10 protein-coding genes are annotated in these 15,153 nt (G+C 38.2%); 2 read left to right on the plus strand and 8 right to left on the minus strand.

All coding sequences use genetic code 11. The features are described 5' to 3' along the window. Window positions 1-190: 190 nt before the first annotated feature. Complete coding sequence (locus tag JN080_RS14765; RefSeq protein ID WP_256236776.1) at window positions 191-844, plus strand: carboxymuconolactone decarboxylase family protein; 654 nt, start codon at window positions 191-193, stop codon at window positions 842-844. A gap of 457 nt (window positions 845-1,301) precedes the next feature. Beyond that, window positions 1,302-2,261 (plus strand): aldolase catalytic domain-containing protein, encoded by a 960-nt coding sequence (locus JN080_RS14770; RefSeq protein WP_256236777.1) that lies wholly within the window; start codon window positions 1,302-1,304, stop codon window positions 2,259-2,261. A 367-nt stretch (window positions 2,262-2,628) separates the two neighbouring features. Here JN080_RS14770 and JN080_RS14775 read toward each other — a convergent pair whose 3' ends face one another. The 8 genes from JN080_RS14775 to rlmD form a co-directional block, all read right to left on the minus strand. Next, window positions 2,629-4,908 carry an excinuclease ABC subunit UvrA gene (locus JN080_RS14775; RefSeq protein ID WP_256236778.1) on the minus strand — a complete coding sequence of 760 codons (2,280 nt, stop codon included), beginning with the start codon at window positions 4,906-4,908 and terminating at the stop codon, window positions 2,629-2,631. Window positions 4,909-5,111: 203 nt separating this feature from the next. Beyond that, on the minus strand, window positions 5,112-6,095 hold the full coding sequence (locus JN080_RS14780; protein WP_256236779.1) for a tRNA dihydrouridine synthase: 984 nt from the start codon (window positions 6,093-6,095) through the stop codon (window positions 5,112-5,114). Between the two features lie 401 nt (window positions 6,096-6,496). Beyond that, window positions 6,497-6,694: an aspartyl-phosphate phosphatase Spo0E family protein gene (locus JN080_RS14785; protein WP_256236780.1), complete on the minus strand. Its 198-nt coding sequence runs from the start codon at window positions 6,692-6,694 to the stop codon at window positions 6,497-6,499. Window positions 6,695-6,903: 209 nt separating this feature from the next. After that, window positions 6,904-7,746, minus strand: a complete 843-nt coding sequence (locus tag JN080_RS14790) for a CheR family methyltransferase (protein WP_256236781.1) — start codon at window positions 7,744-7,746, stop codon at window positions 6,904-6,906. Window positions 7,747-7,772: 26 nt separating this feature from the next. Further along, the gene (locus JN080_RS14795; RefSeq protein ID WP_256236782.1) at window positions 7,773-10,517 is read right to left on the minus strand and encodes a response regulator; all 2,745 of its coding nucleotides are present in this window, start codon (window positions 10,515-10,517) and stop codon (window positions 7,773-7,775) included. 77 nt (window positions 10,518-10,594) lie between these two features. Then, the gene (locus tag JN080_RS14800) at window positions 10,595-11,017 is read right to left on the minus strand and encodes an MCP four helix bundle domain-containing protein (RefSeq protein WP_256236783.1); all 423 of its coding nucleotides are present in this window, start codon (window positions 11,015-11,017) and stop codon (window positions 10,595-10,597) included. 69 nt (window positions 11,018-11,086) lie between these two features. Beyond that, window positions 11,087-13,189, minus strand: coding sequence for an EAL domain-containing protein (locus tag JN080_RS14805; protein WP_256236784.1), 2,103 nt, complete (start codon window positions 13,187-13,189; stop codon window positions 11,087-11,089). Window positions 13,190-13,579: 390 nt separating this feature from the next. Then, window positions 13,580-14,953 carry a 23S rRNA (uracil(1939)-C(5))-methyltransferase RlmD gene (rlmD, locus tag JN080_RS14810; protein ID WP_256236785.1) on the minus strand — a complete coding sequence of 458 codons (1,374 nt, stop codon included), beginning with the start codon at window positions 14,951-14,953 and terminating at the stop codon, window positions 13,580-13,582. Window positions 14,954-15,153 lie beyond the last annotated feature (200 nt).

The raw sequence follows: 15,153 nt of genomic DNA on the forward strand, positions 1-15,153 counted from the left end.
GTACTAAAAAAGCAGCTTTATAACCAGAAGCTACTAATGATATTTAAGATCAATCATTTGTTTTTTTTTTCCATTCTATTTTATAATACATATAGCCATTAAAATTATATTTGACGGTTTACTTCTCCGAATTCTTAGTTACTGAACTGTAAATACTAATAAATGCAACAAGTAGAGAGGATGTTTGAAAATGTCAAACAATTTATATGATAAAGCAAATACACGTCATCTAAATAAATTAAAAGATTTAGCTCCTGAACAAGTTGAGGCGTTTAATGAATTTAATAAAGCCGTTTTTTTAGAAGGCGCACTAAGCCGGAAGGAAAAAGAAATTATTGCAGTGGCAATTGCCCATGTAACGGAATGTCCTTATTGCATTGATTCCCATACACGTAAAGCAAAAAAAGAAGATGCAACACTTGAAGAACTAGTGGAGGCTGTATTTGTTGTTGCTGGCGTGGAAGCAGGCGGAGCTGTTACCCACAGTACACATATACAAAATGCTCAAGACCCCGAAGCTCAGGATACACTTTATGCTAGATCCAATCTAAAAAAACTTGGGACCTTAAGTAAAAATGCACCTGTTGGTTTTAAAGGCTATTCTAATTTCAGTGCTGCCTCTACGAAAACAGGAAAACTAAGCGCAAAATTTAAAGAGATTATTGCAGTAGCGGTTGCCCATGCGACACAATGCCCTTATTGTATCGATGTTCATACGAAAAATGCTGTTAAAGCCGGAGCTACCAATGCAGAACTTTCAGAAGCTGTTTTAGTAACCTCTGCATTACTTGCTGGTGGAGCATACGCTCACTTGTCAAATATGATTGAAAGCTTCGGAGAGTAATCATAAAACAAGCAAACTTTAAAAAAGTCGATTCATTATCAATTCAGGGAATCGGCTTTTTTAGTTGAAAATCTGTTGGTATTCAAACAGCTATTTGCAAGGTACATAAAAAAACACTATTCTTTCTATAATATTACAGAAAGAATAGTGTTCCAAGGAAAGCATTTATATATAGATGCTACTATTATTTGTGATTGTCAAGATTCATCAATAGTAATGAATTTAGTCGAAATGAAAGTAAATGAAAGCTAATCATCTTTGAAAAGCTGCCTTAACGGAATGTGTTTAAAATGGATTGATATATCCTATTTCCTTATAACGACAAACTTTTTAAAAATATTGAATATTTTAAGGAATCATGATATAGTAGTAAGATACTTTATTACGTAAAAGCTTAAAAGCATAAAAGCATTAAGGAAAATACTACAAAAATGATAAACAGGAGGTAATTACTACCATGGAACATTGCAGCAAAATTTTAGACTGTACCATTCGCGATGGAGGTTTGGTTAACAATTGGGATTTTAGCGTCGAATTTGTTCAAGACTTGTATAATAGCCTTAGTGCAGCCGGTGTGGAATACATGGAGCTTGGCTACAAAAATTCCCCTAAGCTTTTAAAAGCGACTGAGCCTAATCCGTGGAGATTTCTTGATGATAATTTTCTGAAGGAAGTTATCCCTGAAAAAAAATTTACGAAACTATCTGCTTTAGTTGATATTGGGCGTGTAGATCCAAATGACATTTTACCACGTGAGCAAAGTGTTTTAGATATGATTCGAGTAGCATGTTATGTCCGTGAAGTTGATAAAGGCCTTGAGCTGGTACAAATGTTTCATAATTTGGGATATGAAACTACACTTAACATAATGGCTTTATCCAGTGTACCTGAACATCAGCTTCTTGAAGCGTTTGAATTGGTAAAGGAAAGCCCAGTAGATGTTGTCTATATTGTCGACTCTTTTGGAAGCCTGGATCCTTTAGATATTGAACATCAAGTGAAAAAGTTTAAGGCGATGATCCCTAATAAACAGCTTGGAATCCATACGCATAACAACATGCAGTTAGCATTCGCCAATACATTAACGGCAATGCGAAATGGGGTTACTTTCCTTGATTCGTCTGTTTATGGTATGGGTCGTGCGGCTGGCAATTGTCACACAGAGCTTCTCGTTAGCTACATACAAAAAGCAAACTATGAGATTAAGCCAGTTCTTGGTGTAATTGAAAAGCATATGTTAGAAATGCGTCAAAAGTGGGAGTGGGGCTATATCATTCCTTACATGATTTCTGGTGCACTTAATGAACACCCACGCGTAGCCATGGCTTATCGTGATAGCGCCGATCGCGACAAATTCGTAGACTTTTATGACAAGGTAACATCACCTGAAGCCACTCTGGCTCCTGCTTCGAAGTAGGTTAGATTACAAAAGGCACCTTTGGTTGATTACAGTTCATGGAGAAACCGAAATCATGCAGTCCATGTGGCGAGTTCCTATGCCGCATGAACTGCATGATTTTTCTTCGGATCAATTGCTTAGTTGAGTATTTTAGCAATCGGATGGAAAATCGAGCCGATGCATGAAATCAACGTAGCAATCATTAGACAAGGTCTTTCTGCCGTTTATGACTGAATTACTAGACTTAGAGAAGCGGGAACGACTTCTTGCAGTAACGGTTCGGTTGGAGTCTCGATTGGTTACGGACAACACCTGCAATTTATCTTTCATTAGCAAGAATCACCCACTTCGATAAGTGGGGAGGTTCAAATAATAAATCCACATTTTAAATAAAATGTTTTCTAACTCCATCCTTTAACCATTTCGCTGTCAACGTCTCTGCATTTAACATCTCTTCTGGTGTACCTTCAAATATTATTTGTCCGCCTTGTTTTCCTCCTCCTGGTCCCAATTCTATTACCCAGTCGCTCGCCGCTATAAAGGTTAGATTGTGTTCGATTATTATGACAGAATTCCCTCTGTTTACGAGATTTTGAAATACGTCTAAGAGTCTTTCATTATCTTCTGTGTGTAGTCCTAAGGATGGCTCGTCTAATAGGTAAATTTGTCCTTCTTTTTGTAAGTGGCTTGCGAGTTTTAGTCGTTGAATTTCTCCTCCGCTTAGAGAACTTGTCGTCTGTCCTAAGGTCAGATACCCTAATCCTACGTCTTTTAGCGTATGCACTCTTTTTATGATCTTTGGTATTTTAAAGTAATGAATAGCCTCGTCTATTGTTAAATCTAAAATCTCTACAATATTTTTATCTTGATATCGATATACAAGAGCTTCGTCTGAATATCTCGTACCGCCACATGCTTCACAAGGGATTGTCACCGGATCTGCAAATGCTACATCTGGCGTTAGGACTCCTTTTCCTTTGCAGATAGGACATGCTCCTCGCGAGTTAAAGCTGAACAAACCTGCTGGTTGTCCTGTTTCTTTTGAAAATGTGGCACGAATATCGTCCATTATTCCCATATATGTAGCTAGGGTCGAACGGTTGGAGATTCCTATACCGCCTTGTCCTACCATAATGGTTTCTGGATATTTTTCTGTGAATGCTTCCATCATCAAGGAGCTTTTACCTGAACCTGATACTCCGCAAATGGAGACTAAGGCATTTTTGGGAATATTTACGCTTATATTTTTTAAGTTATTGTTTCTTGCTCTGTTTATTGTAAAATAACTTTTTATATCCCTTGGATTTTTATTTATTTTTAGCTTGTGGTTTAGGGCTGTTGCGGTGGGAGAGTTTTTTAGTCCTTCTAATTTTCCTTGATAGACAACTTCTCCTCCATTTACACCTGCTCCTGGTCCCATTTCTATTATTTCATCCGCTATTTGTATTACTGCTAGATTGTGTTCGATTACGATGACAGTATTATGTTGGTCTTTTAGCCTTTTTAGCATCTGAATTAACAGATCCACTTCTTCTGGATGGAGTCCTGCACTTGGTTCATCGAAAATGTATGTGATATTGTTTAGACTGCTTCCTAAATGACGAGCGATTTTTACCCTTTGGGCTTCACCACCGGACAGGGTGCCCATTTTTCTTGATAGACTCAAATATCCTAGTCCCATGTCGACTAGTTGTTTTACATGTGGGAATGCTTGTTGTGCGATCGATTCTCCCATTGGATCTTTTATGTTCTTTAGTTCTTCTAGTATTTCTGGAAGCTCTAATTGATCGTATTCTGCGATATTTAGGCCATTTATTCTACACTCTAATACCATTGGGTTTAGGCCTAAACCTTGGCAGGTAGGGCATAATGAATGTGTTGACACTTCTAAGACGTCATCTTGGGATACTTGTTTTAGTTTTGAGATGTCTCTATTTATATAAAGGCGCGTAAATCTAGGCAATAACCCATCCCACTCTGCGTTTTGATCTCCATGTTTTGTGTGAAACGGCGCATAGGCTCTCTCACCTTCTCGGGGACCATATAATAGTAGGTGGAGTTCTTCTTCTGAGTAGTCCTTTAAGGGTTTATCTGGATCGAATAATCCACAGGTCATCATCCAATTACCTTGCCAACCAGCAGGCGATAATGGCTTGAATTTCACTGCATAATCTCGAAGTGACTTATCATAATCGATCATCTTATTTAGGTCTGGCGCAATTACCTCCCCATATCCACCACATTCTGGGCATCTACCAAAAGAACTTTGGCTCGAAAAATCGTTGGCAGAACCGATTGATGGATTTCCTATTCTCGAGAACAAAAGCCTAATTAATGGATTTATATCCATATAGGTGCCTACTGTTGAGCGGGAATTGCCCCCAATAGGTCTTTGTTCCACTACTACAACAGGGCTTACGTTTTGCATAAGATCGGCGTGGGGTCGCTCATACCTTGGCATTTGATTTCTGACATAGAGAGGGTAGTTCAAAGTCATTTGTCTTCTACTTTCTGTTGCTAATGTATCAAAAACGACTGAGCTCTTTCCTGAGCCTGAAAGCCCAGTAAATACAATGACTTTTTCTTTTGGTATGTTTAAATCTACATTTTTTAAATTATGTTCTTTAAGCCCTCTTAAAATAATTTCATCTTTTATTTCTGACATTTTGTCAACCTTTCTGATTTTATCTACTATGCTTCTTTCAGTTCGCTACAAGTCTAGCCAACTCTGACAAGGGGAATACCTTTTAACAAAAAGTCCCTGTGACAACCCGAAGAACAGGTTTGTTCCACGAAATTTTCAGCAAAAAGCCCAAACATCTTCAATTGGGCTGTTTTTTATTTTTCTCTAACTTTTTGAGAGTTACATCATTTCACTGTCCCCGTTACATCAATATTTTTCTCAAAGTGATCAAGCAATGCACGCACTTCATCTGTTGATTTCGTGTTCATCAATTGATTTCTTAATTCAGCAGCTCCAGGGAATCCTTTGACATAAATTTTGAAAAAGCGATGAAGCCCTGTGATTGAACGCGGCAGTACTTCCGCATATCGATCTTGAAGATCAAGCTGCAGTTTTAAAAGATCAAGGTATTCTTTACTGCTATGCTCTTTTGGCTCCTTTTCAAAAGCAAAAGGATTTTTAAAAATACCTCGTCCGATCATAACGCCATCAATACCATATTGTTCAGCAAGCTGCAGCCCAGTTTGACGGTCAGGAATATCTCCATTGATTGTTAACAGGGTATTTGGTGCGATACGGTCACGTACTTTTTTGATTTCCGGAATTAGCTCCCAATGCGCATCTACTTGGCTCATTTCCTTTCTTGTACGTAAATGAATAGAAAGGTTCGCAATATCCTGTTTTAAAATATGCGTTAGCCACTCCTCCCACTCCTGAACCTCCTTATAGCCAAGTCGTGTTTTCACGCTGACAGGCAGTCCGCTTATCTTTGCTGCTTGAATAAGTTCTGCCGCAACGTCTGGACGCAGAATAAGGCCACTGCCCTTCCCTCTCGATGCCACATTCGGTACAGGGCAGCCCATATTAATATCGATGCCTTTAAATCCTAGCTCTGCCATACCAATACTCATTTGGCGGAAATATTTGGGATTATCCCCCCAAATATGTGCCACCATCGGCTGTTCATCTTCTGTAAAAATCAAACGGCCACGCACACTTTTCATGCCCTCTGGATGACAATAGCTATCCGAGTTTGTAAATTCTGTGAAAAATACATCCGGTCGACCGGCTTCAATTACTACGTGACGAAAAACAACATCTGTCACATCTTCCATTGGTGCAAGTACAAAAAATGGTCGTGGTAAATCACGCCAAAAATTATCTATCATTTCAAACTCAAATCCTCTCACTATGGATACAACTTCAAACTCTCGGTCAAAAAATATAAAGCCAAATGTTCCACTTCTTTTACACTTATATCATGCTTAATAACTTATTATCAAACACAAATACATTTGGACATTTATTATTTGTAAAAAATTTTTTAGATTTTTGGTGCCTGGCACGACCCGAAGTTTGTTGGATTTTGTCGAAGAATTAATATAATTATGTAATCATTGATTGTTTCCATTTTAGCGGTGAAAAGGGCCAAATAATTGGCCCTTTCAATTTATTTTATCATTATTTTGGCTGCACATTCCACTTGTACGGAGTGTATGCGAACAATCCCTTTTTAGAAAAAAACCGTTCTCAATTCCAGTTCCTACTCAAAATCCCCCTTTTTAATTTATTAAAATTGTTCCATTTCGTAACTGGATAGACTGTGATCTATTAACTGAAATTGATATATTAACTTATCTAACTCCTCGCTGCATCTTAAAACTGTTGGGTTATTAAACCCATTTATTGAGACCAGTTTTTGCAACTCGATTTTCTTTTCTTTGATCCGTTCCAATATTTTTTCAATTTGCAATAAGGAGTCCGCCATTTTCTCCCTCCGTCTTCTTCATACTGTCTAAGTTTGGTATATTCATTATGAAAGAATCGAAGAAAATTAAATATCCCCTGTCATTCCCATCTTTTTAAATCCCGGAAATAAGGAAGGTATTCCTATATAAGAAAAATTAGTGGTTTATTATATAGGAATACCTTCTGGATATTCTCATGGCAAAATAAAAAAGGCATCAGCCGCCTTTTTTATTTAACCTTCTTATATATCTTCCCGCTTACACTAATCGATTCATACCGATCAGCTTTATCTGTATACATGATAGTTTCTTTATCCCCGAGGCCAAGGATGCCAAGTATCCCCAAGCTTTGATAAAATAGATCATGCACTTTTTTTTGTAAAGTTTTATTAAAATAGATTAATACATTTCTGCATAAAATCACATGAAACTCATTAAATGAACTGTCAGTAACCAAATTATGCTGAGCAAAAACTACATTCTTCGTTAAATACGGGTGAAACTTAACACCGTTATTCGTTACATTGTAGTAATCAGAAAAGGCCCTTTTCCCACCGGCAGCAATATAGTTATTGGTGTATTTTCTCATATTTTCAATTGGAAAAATTCCTGCTTTCGCCTTTTTAAGAACTTCCGCATTGATGTCCGTAGCATATATTTTTACTTTTTCATATAAGCCTTCCTCCTGAAGGAGGATAGCCATGGAATAGGCCTCTTCACCTGTTGAACATCCTGCATGCCAGATACGAATGGAGGGATATGTGCGTAATAACGGTACAACCTTTTCCCTGAATGTTAAAAAGAATATCGGGTCACGAAACATTTCCGTTACATTAATAGAAAAGTCGCTGATCAATCTTTTTAAACAGGCAGGATCATGCAAAATCTTTTCAAGTAATCCTGTAATACTCGATAAATTTTCAGCATGAACCCGGTGCCAAATTCTTCTCTTAATTGATTGATAGGCGTAATTTCTAAAATCATACCCGCACCAGGAATACAATCCCTGCAGCAGTAGATCGATTTCGATTTTCTCAAGCGTCTTATTTGAATCGTTTAGGTCATTCTTCATATTTTCCCTCAAAACTGTTCATTTTGTTATTTTTTCTGATAAAGCCAAACCTTGATCAAAGAAATAAGCTGGTCGGGATCAAATGGTTTCACAATATAATCCGAAGCACCTGCACTGATACATTTATCACGATCCTCTTTCATTGCTTTTGCGGTTAACGCAATGATGGGCAAACCGGTGAGAGCCGGATTCTGTCTTATTCTGTGGATTGCTTCGTATCCGTCCATTTCAGGCATCATGATATCCATAAGGACGATGTCAAAATCATGTCTCTTCCTTAGAACCTCAAGACATTCCCTGCCATTTTCTGCAAAAGTAATATCCATTTTATACCGTTCAAGGTAACTCATGATGGCATAGACATTACGGACATCATCGTCAACAAGGAGAATTCTTTTTCCTTCGAGACCTGTTGGGGTGTGAGAAATACTCGGTTCCGCCGATTCATTGCTCTCTTGTTTTTCACCATTTGATTGTAAATACAATTCCAATTCAGTTTTCAAACGCTGCGGCGCATGTGCATCTTTAATGATAATGGTGTGAGCATATTTATTAAGTTCCATTTCTTCTTTCGCTGTTAAATCTCGCCCTGTATAAATGAATACTTGAATATTTTGATTGTCATCGTTCGTTTTGATTTTTTTTAATAAATCAAATCTATTAGTGTCGGTTAAACCTAAATCCAATATCATACAATCAAATTTGTTTACTTTTAGCTCTTCCAGTGCTTCCGCACCCGAAGAAACGGCTTTTATAATGACATCGATATCCCCTATCAGTTCCATTAGACTGTTGCGCTGCCTTATATCATCATCAACAATTAATAGCCGCTTAATTCCGTTGGTCTCTGAAACAAAATCGCTTTTAGAGTCTATTTGAACAGGTGAAGGATTCGTAATGTCTCCTGTTTTTTCCTTAATTTCTGCCGTACTTGCGACCTCGTTCGCGTATTCCGGCAATTCCGTATGAATCTCTTCCTCGAAGTAATCGGGAACATAAAAAGTAAACCTGCTTCCTTTTCCTTCTTCACTCTGAACCTCTATCTCCCCTTTTAAGAGAATAGAAAGCTCCCGGCAAATTGACAACCCCAAACCAGTTCCGCCATATCTCCGGCTTGTCGTCCCATCAGCTTGTTGGAACGCTTCAAATATAAGTTCCTGCTTGTCCATTGGAATCCCAATCCCTGTATCCAAAATAGAAAATGAATACACAGATAGGTCCTTTGAAACCCTGCCAATTTCAAGTGTTACCTCTCCTTCATGGGTAAACTTAAATGCATTGGACAATAGGTTTTTCAATACCTGCAGGAGTCGTTGTTCATCGCTATAGATAAATGGTGGAACATCCTTTTCGAAAACAATGTTGAATCGCAGATTTTTTTCATTTGCAATCGGCCGAAAACGGTTCTCAACAAATTCAACAATATCCTGTATTACTACTTTACTTGGATTTACCTCAGTTTTCCCGGACTCAATTTTGGCAAGGTCCAAAATATCATTTATAAGTGTTAATAAATCACAACCGGAGGAATAGAGGGTTTTTGAGTATTTCACTTGTTTTTCCGAAAGATTTCCCTCTTGATTATCTGCAAGCAGCTTTGAAAGAATTAATAAACTGTTTAACGGCGTCCGAAGCTCGTGAGACATATTGGCTAAGAACTCCGATTTATATTTCGAACTTAAAGCAAGCTGTTTTGCTTTTTCTTCCAGTTCAGCTCGTGCCTTTTCCACTTCCCTGTTGGTATGTTCGAATTTTTTGTTCTGAACTTCTAAGCTTTCTGCCTTTTCCTTCAATTCTAAATTCGTTTGTTCCAACTCTTCCTGTTGAATCTGCAGCATTTGTTCTGAATGGCGAAGCGCTTCGGCTTGTTCTTCTAACTCTTCGTTTGTAACTCTTAATTCCTCTTGCTGCATTTGCAGCTCCTCAGACTGTGCCTGAATCTCTTCATTTAATACCTGAGATTCCTCGAGCAGCTTAGCCAATTGGATTCTCCCCAACATACCCTCAAGAATGATTCCAAAGGAATTGATCGTTTCTGCTAAGAAACTTTGCTGTGTTTCACTAAATGGTTTAAAAGTTGCAAGTTCTAGAACAGCATTCACTTCTCCCTCAAAATGGACCGGATAAACATAGATCGCACCCGGCGCTGCTCCACCTAACCCGGAGTTCACTTGCGGATAATCAGCTGGGACTTCGGTTAAAATGATTGGCTTTTTTTCAAGCGCTGCTTGTCCAATTAATCCTTCTCCAAGCTTAAATTTTTCAGAAAGGTGTTTTCTTTCCTGCGCCGCATAAGCTGCACAAAATGTAAAGCAAGGCCGATGATCTTCCTCGTCCATATTTTTCACATAAAACACAGCCTGGCTTGCCCCCAGTAAGGGGACTAATTTGGATAGTAAAGTTTTTCCGAATGAATCCAAATCCCGCATTCCGGACAGGCTCGTTGCAATCTCTGCGATATTAGACTTACTCCAAAGGAGATTTTGTTCCTTTTTCATTTGAACCTCCAGCGACTCCGCCATCTGATTAAAGGAAATTGCTACATCGCCAATTTCATCGTTCGATTGAACCTCAACCTTTGTTGTTAAGTCGGCATTCCCGTTCGCGACATTCTTCATAGCACTTGAAACTTTTCCTAACCGTTTGGCAAACTTCCAAACTGTTAAAATCACAAAACTGGAGGAAAGAATGACGCTGATTAAAGAAATAAGTGTAGTGATAAAGATTTGACGTTTAAAGCCTTGTGAAATGTCATCATATGAAGATATCATATTCGATTCCATATTTTTTGTGATGACAGAGGTAATATTAAGAAATTCATCGTGGATCGAATGGCTATTATTATCAATTAACCGAACCGCCTCTTCCTTTGGCCCTTTAATACTAAATTGATTACTTTATCTTTATATTCATTGAATTTTTTATTGGTTTTCTTAAGGTTATCCACCATATTTTTTTGCTCCGGTGTTTTCACCTTCGATTCAAGCTCGGCAATATCCTGAAAAACAGAATCACTGGACGCTTGTAAAATCGTCCTTTCCTTCTGAATCGAATCTTTGTCGGTAAAAATCACCATGTTTCTTAAACTTATCGCTTCATCTTTAACTTCCCTTTGGATTTGTTCCGTTAACAACGATAATTCATAGTTATTTTTCGTTACATTACTTAATTTATCAAAACTGGAGACCTGTAAAAAACCAATTACAATAAGAAGGATAATCAGCAGTGGTTTTGAACTAAAGCCCAGTAACAGCTTCGTTTTGATTTTCATGTTGAAACTCCTCGGACTAAATTTTCTTCTCCCGGAATAGTCGTCAATCCAATAAAGTTAAATGATATTTTAAGCCCGAAGGTTTCCCCCTTCTTCGATACATGCTTGGTATACTTTCGCCATTGCCTGAAGACGATCACTGACATTTAGTTTTTGAAAAATTCGGGTAATATGGTTCTTTACTGTATGCTCGCTTATAAACAATTCATCTGAAATCTCTTTATTACTGAGTCCGTTGACTAATAGTTTAAAAACATCCATTTCTCTTGTTGAGAGGGAAAATAAAACCTTTGTGCGAACAAGCGCTGCATCGAGCACCTTAAGGGCAGGATCAAACTCTGGTACATTTTTCCGCTCATCAGGAGAAGATTTGGAACGGATGATGGTCTTCTTATTTTCTAAATAAACAATCCCTTTTCGTTTTGAGGACAGATTGGGCTGCGATTTTAATAAAAAGGCCTCAAATTTTTCAGGAGAAACGGGTGGGCTGTATAAATACCCTTGGACTTCTTCGCATTGATACTTTTTTACTATATTTAACTGATCTTCTGTTTCGACACCTTCCGCAACAACGGACATATTTAAATTATGCGCTAATGAAACAATGGCCGCGATTAACAGCTCGCCATTCGATTGAGTGTCAGTTAACTCTTTTGTAAAAGACCGATCAATCTTTAATGTATGGACAGGGAAACGTCTTAAATAGCTTAACGAGGAGTATCCTGTTCCAAAGTCATCGATACTAATATAAACACCCATTTTTTTCAGCTGATTTAAGGTTGATGTAATGATCGTCTCATTTCCCAAAATAACAGATTCGGTAATCTCGATCTCTAACAGATGTGGGCTGACCCCCGTTACTGCCAGGATTTGCCCAATATTTTGCACTAAATCTTTTTGTAAGAATTGCTGTGCGGAAAAATTCACCGAAATTCGAATTGGCTCAAATCCAGCCTCTTGCCAAGCTTTGTTTTGCTTACAAGCCGTCCTCAAAACCCAATTACCGATTTCAACAATTTGACCGGATTCCTCCGCCAAAGGAATGAATTCCGCAGGGGAAATGGTCCCCCAGTTTGGATGGTTCCATCTTAATAATGCCTCTGCGCTCCTAACTGCCTCCGATTTAAGATCAATCCGTGGTTGATAGACGAGTGTTAATTCTTCTCGGTCGATTGCTTTCCGCAAATCGTTTTGCATAATAAAGGTTCGATATGAGCGAATATTCATTCCAGCGTGGTAGACTTTAAAGGTGCTTTTCCCCTGTTCTTTTGCCCGATAAAGGGCCGCATCTGCATTCCGCATCAATGCGAGCGTTTCCTCCCCATCATAAGGAAATATACTAATTCCAATACAGGTGGTAATAAACAATTCATAATGATCAATATAAATGGGTTTCTTAAACTCCTCGATAATCCCCTCTGCAATTTCAAGAGCCGTTTCGCGATTAGTATCAGGAAAAAGAATATTAAATTCATCTCCACCCACTCTTGCTACAAAATCCTGCTCGCGGACACTTTCTTTCAGTTTCCCGGCAATTTTTTGCAGAACCAGGTCTCCTATGATATGACCAAGGGAATCGTTAATATATTTGAAACGATCCATATCCAAATAGAGGATGGCTAAAGATTGGTTTAATTGCCTTGCCTTGTTTATCTTTATGGTAATCTGGTCGTTAAATAATCTTCGGTTAGGCAAATCGGTCAAACTATCGTGATATGCCATGTAGGAAATCTTTTCTTGAGCCTCTTCGAGAACTTTGGCTTGGTGTAGCAGTTGTTGATTCATTTTATATAACTCTACGAATCCTTCAACCTTTGCTTTTAAAATAATCGGGTCAAACGGCTTAAGAATATAATCAATCGCACCGATCGAATAACCGGTAAAAATATGCTCTGAATCCATGTTATTTGCTGTGATGAAAAGTATTGGGATATTTTTTGTTTTTTCCCGTGCTTTTATGATTTTGGCCGTTCCAAATCCATCGATTCCAGGCATTTGAACATCTAATAAAATGGCCGCAAAATCATATTTGATTAAGTATTTTAAAGCTTCTTCACCGGAATAAGCTTTAATCAAATTATAATCGTCTCTTTCTATGATTGCTTCCAGTGCGATTAGGTTTTCTGGCCGATCATCTACTAAAAGAATATTTATTTTGTCACAGTTGTTCATCGTAAAACTACTTTCTCTCCGGAAACCAGTAATCAGTGTAAGAATATATTCCTATTTTTTTAGTTAATACTACGAACATAGTGTTATCCAGCTTCCTATATTATTACAAATTTTTGTAAAGTTCGATACATTTTTGACAAAATTCGCACGAAAATTATTTCGCTTGTCGTAAATAAATTTGTCTATTCGAAAAAAAAAACGCTGAATTAAGAAAGAAACTTCCTTCTCATTTCAGCGTTTCACTCGTGTTCAGAAGATAATCCAAGCTTTTTGTTACTATTTACCTAGAAAAAAAGAGCACAGGATACGGGATTGAGTCGAAAATAGCCCCGAAATTGGAAAAGTATTTTTTACAAAACAGGGCTGGGATCGGAAATGTTTATTTTTGGGTTACAGCTTTAAAATGAGTTGCGACACACACTCCACATGTGTAGTCTGCGGAAACATATCCACTGGCTGAACTTCTACCGTTTTATATCCCCCGTCTTCTAAAATCCGTAAATCTCTCGCCAATGTGGCCGGGTTACAAGAGACATAGACGACTTTTCGCGGTTTCATTTCAATAATGGTTTTAAGCAAAGCCTCATCACAGCCTTTTCGTGGCGGGTCTACCACCAATACATCTGCTGTGTTCCCTTCCTTGTACCATTTTGGAATAACCACCTCTGCTTCACCCGCGGCAAACTCTGCATTTTTAATTCCGTTGATGGCTGCATTGCGCTTCGCATCCTCTATCGCTTCCGGTACAATCTCGACGCCAAAAACTTTACGCGCTTTTTGAGCTAAGAATAACGAGATCGTTCCGATTCCACAATAAGCATCAATAACGGACTCTTCCCCGTTTATATCTGCATACTCAAGAGCCTTCTCATACAGGACCCTCGTTTGATCAGGGTTTACTTGGTAAAATGACAATGCCGAGATCGCAAATTTCACATTACCGATATAGTCATAGATCACTTCACTTCCCCAAAGAACGGTTGTTTTTTCACCTAAAATAACATTGGTTCGTTTTGGATTCACGTTATGGACAATTGACTTTACCTGCGGAAGGCGGGCACTAATTTCTTCCACTAGTTGATTTTTATGAGGCAATTCACTGCTTCTTGTAATTAGAACAACCATGAGTTCTCCAGTTTGCTTTCCATACCGGGCCATAATGTGACGGAGCACACCTTTATGCGGTTCTTCCTGATAGGCAGGGATACCGTATTTGCTGCAAATTTCTTTCACTACATTAATCGCTTCATTAACCTCGTTAAGCTGAATTAAACTTTCATCTGTATCAACAATTTCATGACTTCTTGGCTTGAAAAAGCCGGCAATCAATTGCCCGTCCTTTTCGCCGACGGGGACCTGTGCTTTATTCCGGTAATGCCACGGGTAGTCCATGCCTAAAATCGGGTGAACCACAACATCCTCTAATTTACCAATCCTGGTCAGCACCTGACGAACCTGATTTTCCTTATATTTTAACTGACCCTCATAGCTGATATGCTCCAGCTGACAGCCGCCGTATTTATGTAAATCACTTTGATCAATATCAACCCGATAGGGGCTTTTTTCATACAGCTCGATTAAGCGCCCAAATCCATATCCTTTATTGGCTTTAATAACCTTAATTTTTGCTTTTTCTCCCGGAAGTCCGTTTGGAACGAACAGTGGATACCCATCAACCTTGGCCACCCCTGCACCATCGTGGGTTAAATCTTCAAAAACTACATCTATATAATCATTTTTATTTACCGGTAATGTTCTATTCATTTTTTTCTTCCTTTGCTTCATAATGGCTAGGAAAATTGTAACATAAAGGAACGGACAATGCGAAAAGGGATAACAAGAAGGACAAAGTAGTTACCTACAAAAAAAATCACCTCAGAGTAATTTCCTAAGAGAAAGGCATCTAAAACTATCACAAAGAGAAAATGGTTAGTTTTTGTTATGTCAGAAAACAACACACCAAC

This window comes from Bacillus sp. EB600 (genome assembly GCF_024494385.1).
Classification (GTDB): Bacteria; Bacillota; Bacilli; order Bacillales; family Cytobacillaceae; genus JAEVLT01.

What these genes read in the sequence shown, in the direction of transcription:
- JN080_RS14765 (WP_256236776.1), top strand. Translation starts at nt 191, where the DNA reads ATGTCAAACAATTTATATGATAAAGCAAATACACGTCATCTAAATAAA.
- JN080_RS14770 (WP_256236777.1), top strand. Translation starts at nt 1,302, where the DNA reads ATGGAACATTGCAGCAAAATTTTAGACTGTACCATTCGCGATGGAGGT.
- JN080_RS14775 (WP_256236778.1), bottom strand. Translation starts at nt 4,908, where the DNA reads ATGTCAGAAATAAAAGATGAAATTATTTTAAGAGGGCTTAAAGAACAT.
- JN080_RS14780 (WP_256236779.1), bottom strand. Translation starts at nt 6,095, where the DNA reads ATGATAGATAATTTTTGGCGTGATTTACCACGACCATTTTTTGTACTT.
- JN080_RS14785 (WP_256236780.1), bottom strand. Translation starts at nt 6,694, where the DNA reads ATGGCGGACTCCTTATTGCAAATTGAAAAAATATTGGAACGGATCAAA.
- JN080_RS14790 (WP_256236781.1), bottom strand. Translation starts at nt 7,746, where the DNA reads ATGAAGAATGACCTAAACGATTCAAATAAGACGCTTGAGAAAATCGAA.
- JN080_RS14795 (WP_256236782.1), bottom strand. Translation starts at nt 10,517, where the DNA reads ATGATATCTTCATATGATGACATTTCACAAGGCTTTAAACGTCAAATC.
- JN080_RS14800 (WP_256236783.1), bottom strand. Translation starts at nt 11,017, where the DNA reads ATGAAAATCAAAACGAAGCTGTTACTGGGCTTTAGTTCAAAACCACTG.
- JN080_RS14805 (WP_256236784.1), bottom strand. Translation starts at nt 13,189, where the DNA reads ATGAACAACTGTGACAAAATAAATATTCTTTTAGTAGATGATCGGCCA.
- rlmD (WP_256236785.1), bottom strand. Translation starts at nt 14,953, where the DNA reads ATGAATAGAACATTACCGGTAAATAAAAATGATTATATAGATGTAGTT.